The organism is Gemmatimonadaceae bacterium (genome assembly GCA_036496605.1).
Taxonomy (GTDB): Bacteria; Gemmatimonadota; Gemmatimonadetes; order Gemmatimonadales; family Gemmatimonadaceae; genus AG2.
This window is the reverse complement of the sequence record DASXKV010000033.1, coordinates 122,133-139,994: the sequence shown is the minus strand read 5'-3', so window position 1 is coordinate 139,994 and position 17,862 is coordinate 122,133. Positions and strand designations below refer to the sequence as shown.

Here is a 17,862-nt window from a genome sequence, read left to right as displayed (position 1 = left end):
TTCGACCTTTCGTCGAGGTTACGCACATGCCATGGGTCAGACTCACCCGCGTTTTGACGGTTGCGATTGGCACAGCGCACGCGGCCGTCTACGCGCAGGGCACTCCCGCCGACTACGCCAGATCCGATGGATTTCGAGCACGCGTCGAGGGAAAGGTGATCGACGCCGCCGACGCGCCGACCTGGGTTCCGATGACGGACCAACTGGTGTACCGCAAGTCGGTGAGCGGAGGCTACGCATTCATGCTCGTGGATGCCGCGACGCTCCAGAAGCGACCGGCCTTCGATCACGACCGTCTGGCGACGGGCTTCAGTGCGGCGCGCGACAGCATGACGCCGCGACCGGCCGCGCCAGCGCGTGCGATAACGGGCGTCACGCTGCCGTTCAGTCGATTCACCTTCGCCGACAGCGCGCGAGCGATCGAGTTCGTCGCCGGTTCCCGCGCCGGCGAGACCGTCGCCGACAGTACGCACTGGCGCTGCAGCCTAACGACATACGCGTGTCGCGCCGTGCCGAGGGAGGAGCCCGTGTTTCGCGGCGGCCAGCGGGGCGAGGGCGGTGGGTTGTTCGGCGAACGACGGCTTCCGCCCGAGCGGCCGAAAGTATCGCCGGACGGAAAGTGGGAGGCAATCGTCCGGAACTATAACGTCTTTGTACGGCCTAACGGCTCGCGCGAGAATGGTGTCATGCTCGGCGTCGATGGGACCGAGGGCGACGCCTTTGACGCGCAGTCGATCGCGTGGTCGCCAGACTCGAAGCGCATTGCCGCCTATCGAGTGAAGCCGGGATATCGGCGCGAGGTCCACTACATCCAGTCGTCGCCGGAGGATCAACTGCAGCCGAAGCAGGCGAGCCTCCTGTACAACAAGCCCGGCGACGTGCTCGACGTCGGCACGCCGGCAATCTTCGACCTGGAGGCTCGCCGCGAGATCGTCGTCGATCGGACCCTGTTCCCCAACGCGTACAACGTGACGGCGCTCGAGTGGCGCGGCGACAGCCGGTCGGTGACCTTCGAGTACAATCAGCGCGGTCATCAGGTCTATCGCGTCATCGAGATCGATGCGGCGACTGGCGCGACGCGTGCGATCATCGACGAGCACACGCCAACGTTCTTCGAGTATTCGGCGAAGAAATATCGGTACGACATCGCCGATGGCCGAGAGATCATCTGGATGTCGGAGCGCGATGGGTGGAACCACCTTTATCTGTACGACGGCAAGACGGGGAAGGTGAAGAATCAGATCACGAAGGGGCCGTGGGTCGTGCGCGGCGTCGACTGGGTGGATACCACGGCGCGCCAGATCTGGTTCACGGCGAGCGGGATGTATCCGGGTAAGGACCCGTACTTCGTGCACGCCTATCGCATCAATTTCGACGGCACGGGCCTAACGACTCTCACCGACGGCGACGCGAACCACAGCATCGCCTATTCGTCGGACCATCGCTACTTCGCGGATCTCTCGTCGCGCGTCGATCTGCCACCAGTCCTCCAGCTGCGGCGGGCGACAGATGGCAAGGTGCTGAGCGATCTCGAGCGCGCCGATGCGAGCGCACTGCTCGCGACGGGCTGGAAGCCGCCGGAAGTATTCGTCGCCAAGGGACGCGACGGAACGACGGATATCTGGGGCGTCGTGATTCGCCCGACCAATTTCGACTCGACGAAGAAGTATCCAGTCGTCGAGAACATCTACGCGGGTCCGCAAGGCTCGTTCGTGCCGAAAACGTTCAGCACGCAGCTCGGCATGCAATCGCTGGCGGAGCTCGGCTTCATCGTCGTGCAGATCGACGGCATGGGAACGTCGAATCGCTCGAAGGCGTTTCACGACGTTGCGTGGAAGAATCTTGGCGACGCGGGATTTCCCGATCGCATTCTGTGGCATAGAGCGTTCGCCGCGAGGCACGCGTTTTACGACATCACGCGCGTTGGCATTTACGGCACGTCGGCTGGTGGTCAGAACTCGATGGGAGCGTTGTTGTTTCATCCCGAGTTTTACAAGGTCGCGGTATCGGCGGCAGGCTGTCACGACAACCGCATGGACAAGATCTGGTGGAACGAGCAGTGGATGGGCGAGCTCGGGCCGCACTACGCGGCGTCATCCAACGTCGACAATGCCTATCGACTGCAGGGGAGCTTGCTGCTCGTCGTGGGTGAGATGGACATGAACGTGGATCCCTCGTCCACCTTTCAGGTTGTGAACGCACTCATCAAGGCCAACAAGATGTTCGACCTGCTGGTGATCCCGGGGGCAGGGCACACGAACGGTGGGCCGTATGGTGACAAGAAGCGCAACGACTTCTTCGTTCATCACTTGTTGGGCATCGAGCCGCCGGATCGCAACGTGAGTCGCGTCGCGGCGGCGTCGAATGGCGGTATGTAAGGCACGTGCCGTCGTCGCGCTGCTCACAGGCGTTGCTGGCGGCGCGGCGCGCGCTCAATCAGCGCCCGTCCTCTTCAACGGCGCGCCCGTTGCCAGCTGGATCGCACCGCCGAACGTGCGAGGCGATTCGTTTGCCGTGTTTCACGCGCGTCGGACTTTCGCGATGTCCTCGATTCCGACACGCTTCGTCATCCATGTCTCAGCTGACAATCGCTACCGTCTTTATCTGAATGGCGCACTCGTCTCGTCAGGGCCGCAGCGCTCCGACGTCGCGCACTGGCGCTTCGAGACGGTAGACGTCGGGCCCCGCTTGCGCGCCGGCCGGAATGTGCTCGCAGCGGTCGTCTGGAATTGGGGCGCGACGCGTCCAATCGCGCAGCACAGTTATCGGACAGGGTTTCTCGTTCAAGGTGACGGCGAGCGCGAGGCGACTCTCATCAACACCGGTCCGGGTTGGACGCTGCTCGTCGATTCTGCCTACACGCCGATCGTGATCACGAACGCAACCGTGCATGGCTATTACGCGGCCGGCCCGGGGGAATCGATTGACGGCAACCGCTATCCGTGGCACTGGGAAGAGCCCGATTTCGACGATTCGCGCTGGCTCACGGTCGCTCCGTTGCCGGCGCACGTCGCTGCGGCGCCGCTCGCGGCGTTTGACGTTCCCGCGGCGTCGGCGATTGTCGGGCGGACGCATCTGCGCGGAGCGATCGGCCCGACCACCGGCGAGACATTCGGTTGGCAGCTCGAGGCCCGCTCGATCCCGCCGATGGAGGAAACGCTCCAACGCCTAACGACGATCCGGCGCGCGACTGGTGTAACGGCCGATGCGGGGGTTCTCCGCGGGACCGCGGATGTGGTCGTCCCGGCGCACACGCGTGCTTCACTCCTCCTCGACCAGTCGCACACGACCAACGCGTATCCGGTGCTCGAGACCAGTGGCGGCGGCGGCGCCACGGTGACCGTTACGTACGCCGAGGCGCTTGTCGACGCGCACGGCGCCAAAGGCAATCGCAACGATGTCGAAGGACGAACGATTCTGGGCGTGCACGACGTGTTTCGTCCTGACGGCGGTGACCGGCGCGTTTTTCAACCCCTCTATTGGCGCTCGTTCCGCTACGTCCAGCTCGACGTCGAGACCACGGACGCGCCGCTCACCATTCACGACTTCCACGGGATCTTCACCGGCTACCCGCTCCGGGAGCGCGCCCAGTTTGCCAGCGATCAGACGTGGCTGAGCGATGTGTGGCGTATGGATTGGAACGGCGCGCGCATCGGTGCGTTCGAGACATATATGGACACGCCGTACTACGAGCAGCTGCAGTACGTTGGCGACACGCGGGTGCAGTCGCTGATCTCGCTCTACATGAGCGGCGATGACAGACTCGTCAGGCAGGCGATCGAAGCGTTCGATGAGTCGCGGAACGCGGATGGACTCACGATGAGCCGCTATCCGTCGGCGCTGCCGCAGATCATCCCGCCCTTCTCGCTGATCGACGTCGCGCTGGTGAACGATTACCACATGCTGCGCGACGATCCTCAGTTCGTTAGGCAGCGCCTCGCCGGCATTCGCGGTATCCTCGACTGGTACGGCGCGCATATCGACAGCACTGGAATGCTCGGTCCGATGCCGTACTGGAACTACGTAGACTGGGCGCGCGAATGGCGAGATGGTGCGCCGCCGGGTGCCTATGACGGCCATTCGGCGACGATCACGCTCCTCTACGCCTATGCGTTGCGATGTGCGGCGCAGCTCGAGCAAGATCTGGGCGTGGCGGCAGTGGCGAGCGTCTACCGTACGCGCGCCGATATGGCCGTCGCCGCGACACGCGCGCGTGCCTGGGACGCGTCTCGCGGTCTCTTTCGCGATGCCCCGGGCCGCACCGACTACAGCCAGCAGACGAACATCCTCGCGGTACTCGCCGGTGCCATGACGCGGGAGCGTGAGCATTCTACAATGGAGAAGGTACTCGTCGATACCACGCTCACGCAGGCGACGTACTACTTCAAGTTCTATCTCTTCGAGGCGCTTCGGCAGGCAGGGCTCGGCGACCGCTTGATCGGCCAGCTCGCGCCCTGGCAGGCCATGTTACAACTCGGGCTCACCTCGACGCCGGAGAATCCGGAGCCCACGCGCTCGGACTCGCACGCCTGGGCTGCGCATCCGAACTACGAGCTCCTCGCGACGGTCCTCGGTGTGCGGCCGGGGAGCGCGGGCTTTCGCACGGTGCGGATCGAGCCTTCGCTGGGGCCGCTGCAGTGGGCAGAAGGGCGCATTCCTCATCCTGCAGGGGACATCGAGGTGCGCCTCACGCGGATCGAGGGCGGCCGAGTGCGCGCGGTCGTGACGCTGCCGCCCGGACTGCGCGGCGAGTTCGTCTGGCCTGGCCACAGCGTGCCGCTGCATGCGGGCCGGCAGGAGCTCACGCTGCCGAAGCCGGCGCACTCGTTAATCGACTCTTAATCGAATAATCGGCGAGCGATGACCAAACACCCGGCAGTACTATCTCTATATTCTGCACTCGGCTGTCTTGCCCTGGCGACGCCATTGCGCGCACAGTTGCCCGCGGCGGATCCGTCGCTCATGGCCGCAATTCGGCAGATCCGCGCGATCGACAACCACTCGCATCCGCCCAAACTCGTCGGGGCAGGCGAGAAGGACGACGAGTTCGACGCACTGCCATGCGATCCCCTCGAGCCAACCGCCGCCGGCCTAACGACGAGACCCGAGAACCCACAGTACCTCGCCGCCTGGAAGGCCCTGTGGGGATACGCGTACGGTGACCGCGCACCGGCGCATGTACAGTCGGTCATCGCCGCGAAGACGCGTGCTCGCGCTGCGTATGGCGATGACTACCCGGCGTGGGTGCTCGGGCGCATTGGCATCGACGTCGAGCTCTCGAATCGCGTCGCGATGGGGCGCGGATTGAACGACGCACATCATCGCTGGGTACCGTTCGACGACGCCCTCATCTTCCCGCTCGAAAACGGTCTTCTCGCCGCGCAGACGCCCGATCGAAAGTTCTTCTTCTCGCGTGAGGACATGCTGCGCGGCCGGTACATGAATGCGCTCGGCGTCACTGACCTCCCGGCGACGCTCAGCGAGTACCTCTCGCGCGTCGTGACGCCGACGCTCGAGGCGCAGAAGCGTCAGGGCGCGATCGCCATCAAGTTCGAAGCTGCGTATCTCCGATCACTCGACTTTGGCGCGGCAACGCAGGATGACGCGTCCGCGATCTACGCTCGTTATGTACGGACCGGCGCACCCGACACGGCGCAGTATCGTCACTTGCAGGACTATCTCTTTCGCTACGTCGCGAGCGAAGCTGGGCGGCTCGGGCTCCCGGTGCACATCCACACGGGTGCGGGCTGCGGCAGCTACTTCTATCTCTCGGGCGCGAATCCGGTGCTTCTCGAGTCGGCGCTCAACGATGCCGCCCTGCGCAAGACCACCTTCGTGCTCCTGCACGCGGGCGCTGTCGCGTACACGCCGGCGATCGCATACCTCGTGATGAAGCCGAACGTCTATGCCGACATCTCCCAGCAGACGTGGATGGAGACGCCGCAGCATCTCGCGATCTCGCTCCGGTATTGGCTGGAGTGGTATCCGGAGAAGTTGCTCTTCGGCACCGACCTCTGGCCCAATGGCGTCCCCGAGCTCGACTGGGAGGAGATCGGCTGGCAGACGAACGACACCGCACGTCGCGCGTTAGGCATCGCGCTAACTGGCATGATGCGAGACGGCGAGATCACGCGAGCGCAGGCGATCACGTTCGCGCGGGACGTGCTGCGCGACAATGCCGTGCGCCTGTATCGACTGAACGCTACGGTTACTCCGTGAATCCCACCGCCCGGCGAGCCGCCCCGCGTCGAGCTGACAGCAGGATGCCGATGCCGAGGAGATTCGCGACCAGGATCACCGACGAGATCTTGAGCGCGAAGCTCGCGACGCTTACCACGTTGATGATCGGGAAGATCGACAGCGCGACGTAGAGGATCGTCATCGCCAGCCCGGACGCCGAGACGACCTTCAACCAGACAGGCGGACGTGGCGTCACGCCGCGGAGGCCGAAGAGCGGAATTGCAAACATCACCACGTACGTCAGCGCGTAGAACATTCCGGCCGCGTTGAACAGAAGCTGAAACGATTCCGCTTGCCCGACGCCGATCAGACTCACTAGCGCAATCCCGAGCGCGCAGGCGCCGACGAGCACGATCGAGTTCACTGGTGTGCGATATCTCGGGTGCAGCCTGCTGAACCACGCCGGAAGCAGTCGGTCCCACCCCGCGACCATCGGAAGACGCGCGACCGCCGTGAAGCTCACATTGGTCTGCGACACGCGCATCGCCAGCGTCATGATGATCGCGATCGTCACGAGCTGACTTGCGATCCCGAACGGTCCGAAGCCGACGCGCAGGACCTGGGGAAGAGGGCCCACAAGGTCGATTTGATCGCCGGGGATAAAGGCAACGACGGTGCTCGTGCCGAGTATGAACATGAGCGCCACGATCGGCGCCGCGATGACCACCGATCGCCTGACGGCGCGCGCCGGCGATCGCGTCTCCCCGGCGAGAATGGCGACGTACTCGAAACCGCCTAACGCGCCGAAGCCGAGCTTGCCGAGGATGTTGAGATTGTAGAGCGAAACCGAGGGCACCGTCGTGCGCAGCGGGTGATACTCGTGGAGGTGCCCTGTGAGCAGGCTCAGAAAAGGAAGCACGAGCAGCGCTCCGAAGACCACGAGCATCACGATTCCGCCGGCGTTATGCACCCATTTGCCCACCGCGAGACCGATCGTCGAGGCGAGCACCATGAGCGAGAGTAACACAGCCGTCGCGAGCGCGACGAACCAGGTGCTCGTCGTCATCCACGCGGCACTCGGGCCAAGCGCGTACGCGAGATACGTCGCACACTCGAGTCCGATCTCCGACGTATGCATGATGACGTAGAGCCACAGATTCCACGCGAGCATGAAGCCAACGGTCTCACTGAAGCCGAGTTTCGCCCACTGATACAACCCGCCCTCGAGCGGCATGAGCCGAGCGAGGTACATCACGACCGCCGCCGATGGCAGATAAAACAGCACGATAGCGAGCAGCCAGAAAATCACATGAGATGGCCCGAGCTTTCCCGCGACCCCGATCCATGACAAACCGACGATGAAGAGGATCTGCGTGAGCACGAGGTCGGTGACGCCAAGCTCCTTCCGCAATGACGCGCTGTGCGCCTCGACGCGCGCCTCGGCCTCCGCGAGCTCGTTCGGGAGCACCGTGGATGCCGTGCCCGGAGTCAGCGGCTGATTTCGCCGAGAATCGTCCAGTAGCGTGCCCATGCCTCGAGACCCTCGTGCAGGCGGTGAATGCGAAAGAACTCGTTGGGAGCGTGGTAGTCTTCGTCGGCGGTGGAGAACGAGAAGAACACTGTCCCCAGCCCCATGTGGCGCTGAAAGAGCTCGGAGATCGGCACCGTGCCGCCCGAGCGAACGACGAGCGGGCGTACACCGTACACGTCGCGAAGCGCGACTTCTGCGGCCTTCAGCGCGAAGTGATCCGCGGCGATCTGCGCTGGCCGGGCCCCATGGTCACCGGCCGCGATCGACAGACGTGTTCCCGGCGGCACGTGCGTCTCCAGATGATGCCTAACGAGGTCAACGATCTCCTCGGGATCCTGGTCCTCGACGAGACGGCACGTGATCTTGGCGTGGGCCTCGCTCGGAATAACTGTCTTCTCGCCGGGACCCTGATAACCGCCCCACATCCCGTTCACCTCGAGCGTCGGGCGCGTCCACTGGCGCTCGAGCGTCGAGTACCCAGATTCTCCAAATGCTGCCGGTGCGCCGACCCGCGCGAGGTAAGCCTTATCGTCGAACGGCAGCGCGGCGATTGCTGCGCGCTCGCCAGCACTCAGGTCGCGGACGCGATCGTAGAATCCCCTGACGGCCACTGCGCCGTTAGGCTCGTGCAATGACGCAATCAACTGCGCCATTGCGTGCAACGGATTGGCGACGCCGCCGCCATGGCGCCCCGAGTGAAGGTCCTTGGCTGCGGCCGTGAGCGTGATCTCCAGTCCCGCGAGGCCTCGGCTGGAGACGGTCAACGACGGCTCGTCGATGCGCCACATTGCGCCGTCGGCAGAGATGACCACGTCCGCCGCAAGCAGCTTCTTATGTTCGGCGATGAAGCTGTCGAGGCTCGGACTTCCGATCTCCTCCTCACCTTCGAACATGCACTTGATATTGATCGGCAGTGCGCCCGCCTCCGCGAAGAATGCTTTCGCGACCTCGATCGGGATGAGCATCGGCCCCTTGTCGTCGGAGACGCCGCGTGAGTACAAACGTCCATCGCGCACGGTCGGTGTGAAGGGAGGGCTCTTCCACTTCTCGACGGGATCGGCGGGCTGCACGTCGTAGTGCCCGTAGACAAGCGCCGTGAGCCTTCCTGGGGCGCCAAGCCACTCGCCATAAATGACTGGATTTCGCGCCGTCGGCATTGTCCGCACGGAGAGCGGTCCCGCGGCGTCGAGCGCCTTCGCGACCCACCGCGCTGCCGCCGCGACGTCGCTCGCGTGCGCCGGATCGGTACTCACGCTCGGAATCGTCGCGAATTCGATGAGCTCGGCGAGGATCTCGTCCTTGCGCGCCGCGAGACGGGAGAGAACTTGCTCAACAACCGTCATTTCCCACCGTCGATCGACAGCACCTGGCCCGTGATCCAGCTCGCATACTCGGAGGCGAAGAAAAGGACGCCAAAGGCGATGTCGTCTGTCGTTCCCAGTCGCTTCAGTGCGATTCGTTCCACGAGCGCCCTCTGTCCTTTGGCACCATAGGCCTTCCATTGCCGTTCCGTCGCCGGATTCGAGCGCACGAATCCCGGCGCGATGCTGTTGACCGTGATCGCCCACGGCCCAAGCTCGTGGGCGAGCTGTCGCGTCAGACCGATCTGCGCCGCCTTGGCCGATGCGTACGCCTGGATGCCCGTTAGGCTTACGCCAAGCCCGGCGCCGCTCGAGATGTTGACGATGCGCCCGGAGCGCGCCGCCTTCATTCCCGACGCGACCGCTTGTGAGCAGTAGAATGCGCCGCTGACATTGACGTCGAAAATGCGTTGCCATTGCTCGGGGGTTACCTCCTCGAGCGGCTGGCCAACCTGACCCAACACACCTCCGGCGTTGTTCACGAGGATGTCGACGCGTCCGCTCGCCTCACTGGCGTCGCTCACGAACGTGTTGACCGTTTCCCTGTTCGTGACGTCGACCGTTCGCACGGTGCATGTGCCGCCCGTTTTCGCGCACAGCGAATGCGTTTCCGCGAGCTCGCTATCGAGCACGTCGCACGCCCAGACGCGCGCCCCTCGTTGAGCAAACGCCAAGCTGATGGCCCGCCCGAAGCCGTGCGCCGCGCCGGTGACGATGACAGTCTTGTTCGCGAAATCGATCTTCATTCAGGCGCCAGCATCCCAACCGGAAACCAGCAGTGCACGCGTCTCCTCCACCGCGACTGTCCACAGCGACATCATGTCCTCGTCGGAGCGCTGATACACACCGCCATAGTTGCCATCGCCGATGTACTTGCGCATCGCGACCGGATCCAGTGTTCGCACTCGAGCGAGATCGACCATGCGCTTCTGCGTGCTCGGGAGGTCGACGGCAGGCAGCCGCGTCCATGGAAAGTTCTCCATCCACGACGCGTGCGAAGCCACGGGATCGATCTCCTGCACCTTCGCCCAGGTTCGCGGCGCGTTCCACCAGTTGTGAAAAATGACGCGGCAACCGACATGATCTGCCGACCACTCCTGCGCGTATTGCTGCACCGCGCTATTGCCGCCGTGACCATTCACGATCAGGATGCGACGGAAGCCGCTATGGGCCATGCTGTCGAGGATGTCCCGTATCAGGCTGAGGTGCGTTTCCACACGCACGGAGACGCTTCCCGGAAACTCCCGGAAATACGGCGTGACGCCATACGCGACGACGGGGAATACCGGGACGCCAAGGGGCTCCGCGACCTCGCCGGCGAGCCGCTCTGGAAGAATGCAGTCGACTGTGAGGCGCAGATAGCCATGCTGCTCGGTACTTCCGAGCGGCAGAATCGCGCGGTCGTCGCGCTTCAGGTATTGCTCGACCTGCATCCAGTTCATGTCGCCGATGCGCACTCTGGTTCCTCAGAACGAGTCGGCCGAGAAGTTACGCGGCGACTCTCCGATGTGCGACCGGACGCGGATTCGGCTTCATGCCCTCGGGAAGAAGTCATGTTTTTTTTCGTCACGGCAGCGCGCCGCGAATCGACAAGGCGGCGTCAATCGAATACACTTTCCCTGGCGACTTCAAAGGGGTATGCGGATGAGCGGCGTACGAGTCCTGACCGGCACGAAGAAGGGAGCGTTCATCCTCACCGCGGACGCGAAGCGGAAGACCTGGGATGTCTCGGGCCCGCACTTCGCGGGCTGGGAGATCTATCACATGAAAGGCTCGCCTGCGGATCCGAATCGTATCTACGTGTCGCAGAGCAATGGCTGGTTCGGACAGGTGATGCCGCGCTCCGATGACGGCGGCAAGACCTGGCAGACGGTCGGCAACAAATTCACGTATGACGGCATCGCCGGCACGCACGCGTGGTACGACGGCAGCCCGCACCCATGGGAATTCAAGCGGGTCTGGCATCTGGAGCCATCGTTAGGTGATCCGGACACCGTCTACGCCGGCGTCGAGGATGCCGCGATGTTTCGCAGCACCGACGGCGGCCAGAATTGGGAAGAGCTGTCGGGGCTCCGCAAGCACGACACCGGGCCGAAATGGCAGCCGGGCGCGGGCGGCCTGTGCCTGCACACGATTCTGATCGATCCCTCGAATCCGAGGCGCATGTTCATCGCCATCTCCGCTGCCGGCGCCTTCCGCACCGAAGACGGTGGCGCGAGCTGGAAGCCGATCAACCGTGGCCTACAGTCGCAGTTCATGCCGGATCCGACGGCCGAGGTGGGTCACTGCGTCCATCGCCTTGCCATGCACCGGTCACGGCCGAATACAATCTTCATGCAGAAGCACTGGGACGTGATGCGTACCGACAATGCCGGCGATCAGTGGACCGAGATCAGCGGCAACCTACCCACCGATTTCGGCTTCGCGATCGACGTGAACGCGAACGAGCCGGAGACGGTCTACGTCGTGCCGATCAAGAGCGATTCGGAGCATTACGTGCACGACGGTAAGCTGCGCGTCTTCCGGAGCCGCACCGGCGGCAACGAGTGGGAGCCGCTCACGAAGGGGCTGCCGCAGAAGGATTGCTACGTCAACGTGCTTCGCGATGCGATGAGTGTCGATTCGCTCGATCCTTGCGGTGTGTATTTCGGAACATCGGGTGGGCAGGTGTACGCCTCCGCCGACGGCGGCGACAGCTGGGACGCAATCGTGAGAGACCTGCCCGCGGTGTTGTCCGTCGAGGTGCAGACGCTCTCGTGATTCGCGTTGTTCTTCCACCCCCGCTTCGGATCCTCGCGCACACCGGTCCGGAGATTTCAGTCGACGTCGAGGCGCCGGTTACTCAGCGCTCGGTACTGGACGCCGTCGAGCGCCGGTATCCGATGTTGCGCGGAACCTTGCGCGATCACGAGACGCTGCGTCGTCGGCCGCTGGTGCGCTTCTTCGCCTGCGAAGACGATCTCTCGAACGAAGCGCCCGACGCGCTCCTTCCCGCCGAGGTCGCACGCGGGGAGGAGCCGCTGCTCATCATCGGCGCGATCGCGGGCGGCTAGCGGCTGGCTGTGAGCAAACGCGCAACACCGGTCGACCTTCCGATTCGAGGTGCCGAGGCGCGTGCCCCGGAGGAATTGGTGGTCTGACATGACGCGCGACCCCGTCGTCGAAGTTGGCAAAGAAGAGTCGTCACGCTCACCTAACGAGTAGAGCGCGGCGAGGAGTCGACCTGCAACCACAACCCGGGGTGCCTTTTCACGTTAGGCTACGTTTGACGTGCGGCCGCGCTCGTGCCCGATCATCACCTCTGACGCTGGAGGATGTCATGCCAAGACTCTCAACCGCCGTCGCTGCTGCCGTCACACTGCTCGTCCCGATCGCTCCGGCGCGATCGCAGACCGCCTCGGGCGCGTCGCGCGTGAGCGTGCCGGTCAAGGGCGTGGTGTTGTTCTCCTCGGGCGTCGGCTACTACGAGCACGACGGAACCGTCCACGGAGACGCAATGACCGAGTTGCGCTTCAAAACGGATCAGATCAACGATGTGCTCAAGTCGCTCGTGCTGCAGGATCGGGACGGCGGACACGTCGGTGCGGTGACCTATCCGTCGCAGGCCCCGATTTCGAGAACGCTCAAGAGCTTTCAGGTCGATATCACGAGTAATCCGAGCCTCGCGGACCTGCTCAATCAGCTGCGTGGCGCGCGCGTGACGGTGCAGCAGGGAACCGAACACATCTCCGGCACCGTGCTCGGCGTCGAGAGTCGCAACAAAGCCGTCGGTACCGAACGAATCGTCGTGCCGACGCTCGACCTCGTCGCCAATGGGACGATCCGCGCCGTCGAGCTGCCGACGATTTCCGGTCTGGCGCTCGACGATCCCCAGCTGCAAGAAGAGCTGGCGAAGGCGCTCGCCGCGCTCGCGCAGGCGCGTGACCAGGACAAGAAGCCGGTGACCGTCGATTTCAGCGGCACGGGCGACCGTCGGGTACGCATCGGCTACGTTGTCGAAGCACCGGAGTGGAAGACGAGCTATCGTTTGTTGTTAGGCGACAACCACTCGCAACTGCAGGGCTGGGCGATCGTCGAGAATCAGACCGAGAGCGATTGGAACGACATCTCGCTCTCGCTCGTGAGCGGACGCCCGATCTCGTTCATCATGGATCTATACCAGCCGCTGTATGCGACGCGGCCAACGGTTGTCCCAAAGCTCTTCGCAGGGCTGCATCCACAGCTGTACGAGAATGGAGCCTCGACGCTTGTCGACTCGGTGGCGCTGCGGCCGGCTCAAGCGTTGACGCCTGGATCCCGTGCGGCAAATCCGGCGATCACGATTCGCGGCGCATCGACGCTCCGGCTGGACGAGGTGGTGGTCACGGGCATGCCTCCGAGTGACTATGCCGACAACGAATCCGTGCAAGCGATCGCGCAGTCGGCCGACCTCGGTGAACTGTTCGAGTACTCCGTCGGCAACGTCACGCTCGCCCGGCAAAAGTCGGCGATGCTGCCAATCATCGTCGATAGCGTCTGCGTCCAGCGCGTATCGATCTTCAAACAGTCGGTGCTGGCGAGGAACGCCTTGACGGGCGCACGCCTGACGAACAGCACTGGCAAGCTGCTCCTCCAGGGTCCGATCACGGTGCTCGATCACAATACCTATTCAGGCGATGCGCGGATCGACGATGTGCCGAGCGGCCAACAGCGCCTGCTGAGCTACGGAGTGGATCTTCAGCTCACGGTCGACGTCAGCGACGATCACACCGACCGCGTCGTCACCCGCAAGATCGTGAAGGGCGTTCTCGAGAGCGACACCAAGCAGCTTCATACGCGCAGCTATCGCGCGCGCAACACGAGTGATCATGATAAAACGCTCATCGTCGAGCACCCTCATCGGCCCGGCTTCACCCTCGTCGAGACCCAGAAGCCGATCGAGACGCTTCCCGGTCTCTATCGATTCGAAGGCATCGCGCCCGCCGGCAAGGTCGCAACATTCACGGTCAAAGAGGAATTCATCGCCTCGTCGACCGTGTCTCTCCTTGGCGCCGATTTCGGCCCGCTGCTCCTGGCCTGGCGCAGCGGCGAGCTGCCGAGCGACGTACGCGACGCCCTCGCGAGAGCGGCGCAGTTTCGCCAGGAACTAACGGAAACCGAACGCCAGATCGCGGACCGCACGCAGCGACTCGCAGTCATCACCCAAGAACAGGCGCGCATTCGGGAGGACATGAAAACCGTCTCCCCGAATACTCCCTATTACGCGCGTCTCTTGGCGAAGCTCAACGATCAGGAGTCTGAAATCGAGAAACTCCAGCGCGATCGCGAGGAACTCGGAGCCCGCCGAGACGTTCAGCGTAAGGACTTGGATGACTACGTGCGGAATCTCGACGTCGGCTGAGGTGACCCGTCATAGCACTTGGTACAATAGATCGTCATCGACCTTGTACAGCAGCGGTGCGACCTGGATCTTGGGGTAGATCGCGCAGAGTCGCGCGGCTTCCTGCAGCACGAACTCCACCTCGTCGCGGATCCCGAACTTCGGCGCACTCTCGGCGAAGTGCCGCTCCGCGCGAGCGCGGTCCCAGCCGGCGCTGGCCACCATGCCTTGGATAAACTGCTCACGGCGCTGCTGGAGGCGCGCCATGCCGCAGTCCGTGTGCGCGATGAGTGCGATCGTGCGTACCCCGCCCACGGCAATCGCGTACGAGATGCGAAACTCGTTGTCGCGCATATTGGCCCCGGCAGTGCGCAGGACGAACGCGAAATCGTTAGGTATGCGCAGCGTTTTGCGGCTGTCCATGCACATGCCGATGAGCAGCTCGGGTCGCGTACCCCCGTTGAGGGGCCGCCCCAGGTTGTGGTACTCGAGCAGATGGCCAACCGGAGTCCCGCGATAAATCGGCAGAATGTCGACCGGCTTCTCGACGGACAGAATTTCGGGCATGGAGACAAACATAATCCCGACGAGTCCGGCCACTCTCGGCGTCCGGCTGACATCGCGGCGGTCCCATCATTTCATTGGCAAGCGAGATCGCCTCGCCGCGCCGAAAGCTCAGTCCGCGCGCAATGCTACGTTCGGATCCACTCGTGCCGCACCCGCCGCCGGCCCAGCCGTCGCGAGCACTGCGACAACGAGCAGCACCGTTGCAACGATCGTGTACACCACAGGATCCGACGGCGACTCCTGAAAGAGAAGCGCCGCCACCCAGCGACTCGCGAAGAGCGCAACCGCGCTGCCGAAAAGGACGCCGACGACCACCAGGCGCAGGCCGTCGCCGACGACGAGACGCACGACATGGATCGTCGAAGCGCCTAACGCCAGCCGCACGCCGATCTCCTGCCGTCGTTGGGCGACGCCGTATGCAATGACGCCATACAGCCCGACGCCGGCGAGCGTGAGCGCGAGCGCGCCGAACGCGACGAACATCGTCGCGCCGAAACGCCAACTCTGCATCGTTGGGTCCACCGCGTCTCGGAACGGCATGACCGACACATACGCCGCGCCGGGCATCAGTCGCTGCAGCCGGCGCCTCACGCGATCGCCATAGTCGTCGGCGTCGCCCGCGACGCGGACGAGGAGCATGCCCGTCGCCTCGCCATACTGCGCGATCGGCAGATAGTAGGTGTGTTCTCGCTCCGCCGTGAGCGAGCGAAGGCGCATTTCCTCGACGACGCCGACCACCGTCGTACACGGTGCGGTGTCGGCGGAAATACGAATGCACTCGCCTAACGGGTCGGCACCTGGCCAGAGGGCGCGCGCCATGCCGTCGCTGACGATGGCAACGCGTGGCGAGCGGGCATCGTCTCGCGTATCGAAATTGCGTCCGCGGAGAAGTCGCGTGCCGATCGTCTTGAAGTACTCGGAATTGCCGGCCTGGAGATAGAAGCTTCCGCGCGCGCCGACGCTGTCGACACCGGGCACGAAGAGAGGACGCCCCTCGTTCGCCCAGAAGGGGACCGACGCGACCTGGCTCGCGCTGAGCACGCCCGGCGTTGCCCGCGCCTCGGCCACTAAGCGATCTTCCAGCCTCATGTGCTGTGTGTCGCTCAGCACTACGCCACGTCTGTTGACCGCGACGACGAGTACTGGCGAGACGTCATAGCCAAGCCGCATCGCGCGCACCTTCTGCAGGCTACGAACGAACAGCCCCGCACCGACGAGCAGCACGACCGACAGTGTCGCCTGTAGCACGAGGAGCATCGTGCGCGCGCGCGACCGGTGCGCACCGGCGTCGCGTCCCCCGGCGCCGAGCGCGTGCGCAACGTCCGAACGTAGCGCATACAACGACGGAGCAATGCCAGTGAGCAGCGCCGTCACGGCGCTGCCGACGAGCGCGACGATGAGCGTTCGCGGGTCAGTCAGCGCGCCACCCGGCGAATCACCGGAGAGAAAGGACGCGCGCAGCACGCCACCACCCCACTGCGCGACAGCCAGTCCCAGTAGCCCTCCGAACAGTGCGAGCAAAAGCGACTCAGTGAGCAGCTGTCGAATCAATCGTCCGCGACTCACGCCGAGCGCGAGCCGGAGCGCGATCTCGCGCCGGCGCGCAAGCGCCCGGGACAGCAGCAGGTTGGCGACGTTCGCGCACGCGATGAGCAGGACAATGACCGCGACGCCACTCACCCAGGCCATGACCTTGCCCTCGGCGCCCGCCTGCGGCCCGCGTTGCAGCTGAATCGGTCCGAGCGCCGCCCGCGGACGATACGACTCGAGCGCGGCGGGTGCGCCCGTCGCCGACGCCTGAGCAACCCAGCTGCGACGAAGGGCCGACGTCAGATCGGCGTTTGCCGCGGCCACGCTCATCTCGGGCCTGCGCCTAACGACAATCTCGAGCCAGCTCCAGGTGTACAGGCCCGAGTAATCCGAGCCGCGCAGGTCCCAGGCAAAAGTCGTGATCGGGACGTACACCGCCGGGACACCTTGGTCGGATACGCCGGTGAAGCGCTCCGGCGCCACGCCGATGATCGTACACAACGTGTGGCCAATGCGGAGGCGAGTCCCGAGCACAGCGGCGCGGCCGCCGAATTCCGACTGCCAGAATGAATATCCGAGGACGACAACCGGCGAGCCGCGCGGCACGCTATCATCGAACGCCGTGAAGAAGCGGCCGAGCACGGGCTTCGCATCGAAAAGATCGAAGTAGCTCGCGCTCGCCGCCGTGACCGGCCGCTGGCGCGCTGCGTCGCCATCACCGACGGGTGGCCGCCATGTCGCAAAGGCGGCGATAGACGAGAAGGTGTGCGTCCATCGCGTGAAGTCGAAATAGCGCGCGAACTGCATCTGCCGCTCGGTTCGATCGCTGCCATCGGATCTCCACGTCAAGTACACACGATGCGTCTGCTGCGCGTCACGCAGATACGGCGGCGTACGGAACAGCAGCCGGTCGATGATGCCGAACATCGTTGCGTTCGCGCCGATGCCGAGTCCGAGCGTCAGAACGATACCGAGTGTGAACGCTGGCCGCGCACGGAGCCCGCGCATCGCGTACCGCAGATCCTGCAGCGTGTGCTCCAGCAGGATCGTCCCACGTATGTCGCGGCTCTCCTCCTTCGCGCGTTCGACGCCGCCAAATGCAAGGCGGGCGCGCCGCGCGGCATCGTCGCGGGAGAGGCCCATGCGCACGTACTTCTCGGTTTCGCGCTCGAGGTGAAAGCGCAACTCGTCATCCATGTCGTGCTCGAGGGCCCCGCGACGCAGGATCGCGCGGACGCGGTAGCGAAGGTCGCTCCAGAGCTCATTCAGCATGACGGTCTCTCCCTTTGCGCTTCTACAAGAGACGATACGGTTGCGCCGACCGAGGCGCAAGA

At 64.3% G+C, this 17,862-nt stretch carries 12 protein-coding genes; 6 read left to right on the top strand and 6 right to left on the bottom strand.

The features are described from left to right. Positions 1–26: 26 nt before the first annotated feature. Genes VGH98_12620 through VGH98_12610 form a run of 3 tightly spaced genes read left to right on the top strand, consistent with a single transcriptional unit; the run spans position 27 to position 6,219 of the window. Positions 27–2,378 (top strand): DPP IV N-terminal domain-containing protein, encoded by a 2,352-nt coding sequence (locus tag VGH98_12620; GenBank protein ID HEY2376813.1) that lies wholly within the window; start codon positions 27–29, stop codon positions 2,376–2,378. Beyond that, a complete protein-coding gene (locus VGH98_12615; protein HEY2376812.1) occupies positions 2,365–4,842 on the top strand; it encodes an alpha-L-rhamnosidase C-terminal domain-containing protein in 2,478 nt (825 codons plus the stop codon). Before VGH98_12620 ends, VGH98_12615 begins: the two co-directional genes overlap by 14 nt. Positions 4,843–4,860: 18 nt before the next feature. Continuing rightward, on the top strand, positions 4,861–6,219 hold the full coding sequence (locus VGH98_12610; GenBank protein HEY2376811.1) for an amidohydrolase family protein: 1,359 nt from the start codon (positions 4,861–4,863) through the stop codon (positions 6,217–6,219). On the opposite strand, the gene VGH98_12605 is transcribed toward VGH98_12610, so the two are convergent. From VGH98_12605 to VGH98_12590, 4 genes are read right to left on the bottom strand one after another with little or no spacing between them, the layout of a single operon-like run. Beyond that, positions 6,209–7,711 carry an APC family permease gene (locus VGH98_12605; protein HEY2376810.1) on the bottom strand — a complete coding sequence of 501 codons (1,503 nt, stop codon included), beginning with the start codon at positions 7,709–7,711 and terminating at the stop codon, positions 6,209–6,211. The genes VGH98_12610 and VGH98_12605 overlap by 11 nt on opposite strands. Continuing rightward, positions 7,669–9,054: a dipeptidase gene (locus VGH98_12600; protein HEY2376809.1), complete on the bottom strand. Its 1,386-nt coding sequence runs from the start codon at positions 9,052–9,054 to the stop codon at positions 7,669–7,671. The genes VGH98_12605 and VGH98_12600 overlap by 43 nt, the downstream gene beginning before the upstream one ends. Then, a complete protein-coding gene (locus VGH98_12595; protein HEY2376808.1) occupies positions 9,051–9,818 on the bottom strand; it encodes an SDR family NAD(P)-dependent oxidoreductase in 768 nt (255 codons plus the stop codon). Before VGH98_12595 ends, VGH98_12600 begins: the two co-directional genes overlap by 4 nt. Further along, the gene (locus VGH98_12590; GenBank protein HEY2376807.1) at positions 9,819–10,529 is read right to left on the bottom strand and encodes a creatininase family protein; all 711 of its coding nucleotides are present in this window, start codon (positions 10,527–10,529) and stop codon (positions 9,819–9,821) included. 187 nt (positions 10,530–10,716) lie between these two features. Between VGH98_12590 and VGH98_12585 the strand changes: the two genes are divergently transcribed. The 3 genes from VGH98_12585 (at position 10,717) to VGH98_12575 (ending at position 14,452) form a co-directional block, all read left to right on the top strand. Beyond that, the gene (locus VGH98_12585; protein HEY2376806.1) at positions 10,717–11,832 is read left to right on the top strand and encodes an exo-alpha-sialidase; all 1,116 of its coding nucleotides are present in this window, start codon (positions 10,717–10,719) and stop codon (positions 11,830–11,832) included. Continuing rightward, positions 11,829–12,125 carry a MoaD/ThiS family protein gene (locus VGH98_12580; protein HEY2376805.1) on the top strand — a complete coding sequence of 99 codons (297 nt, stop codon included), beginning with the start codon at positions 11,829–11,831 and terminating at the stop codon, positions 12,123–12,125. Before VGH98_12585 ends, VGH98_12580 begins: the two co-directional genes overlap by 4 nt. 266 nt (positions 12,126–12,391) lie before the next feature. Then, a complete protein-coding gene (locus VGH98_12575) occupies positions 12,392–14,452 on the top strand; it encodes a hypothetical protein (GenBank protein ID HEY2376804.1) in 2,061 nt (686 codons plus the stop codon). A 9-nt stretch (positions 14,453–14,461) separates the two neighbouring features. On the opposite strand, the gene VGH98_12570 is transcribed toward VGH98_12575, so the two are convergent. Then, positions 14,462–14,998: a carbonic anhydrase gene (locus VGH98_12570; GenBank protein HEY2376803.1), complete on the bottom strand. Its 537-nt coding sequence runs from the start codon at positions 14,996–14,998 to the stop codon at positions 14,462–14,464. A 108-nt stretch (positions 14,999–15,106) separates the two neighbouring features. Continuing rightward, positions 15,107–17,800 carry an ADOP family duplicated permease gene (locus VGH98_12565; GenBank protein ID HEY2376802.1) on the bottom strand — a complete coding sequence of 898 codons (2,694 nt, stop codon included), beginning with the start codon at positions 17,798–17,800 and terminating at the stop codon, positions 15,107–15,109. Between the last annotated feature and the right edge of the window lie 62 nt (positions 17,801–17,862).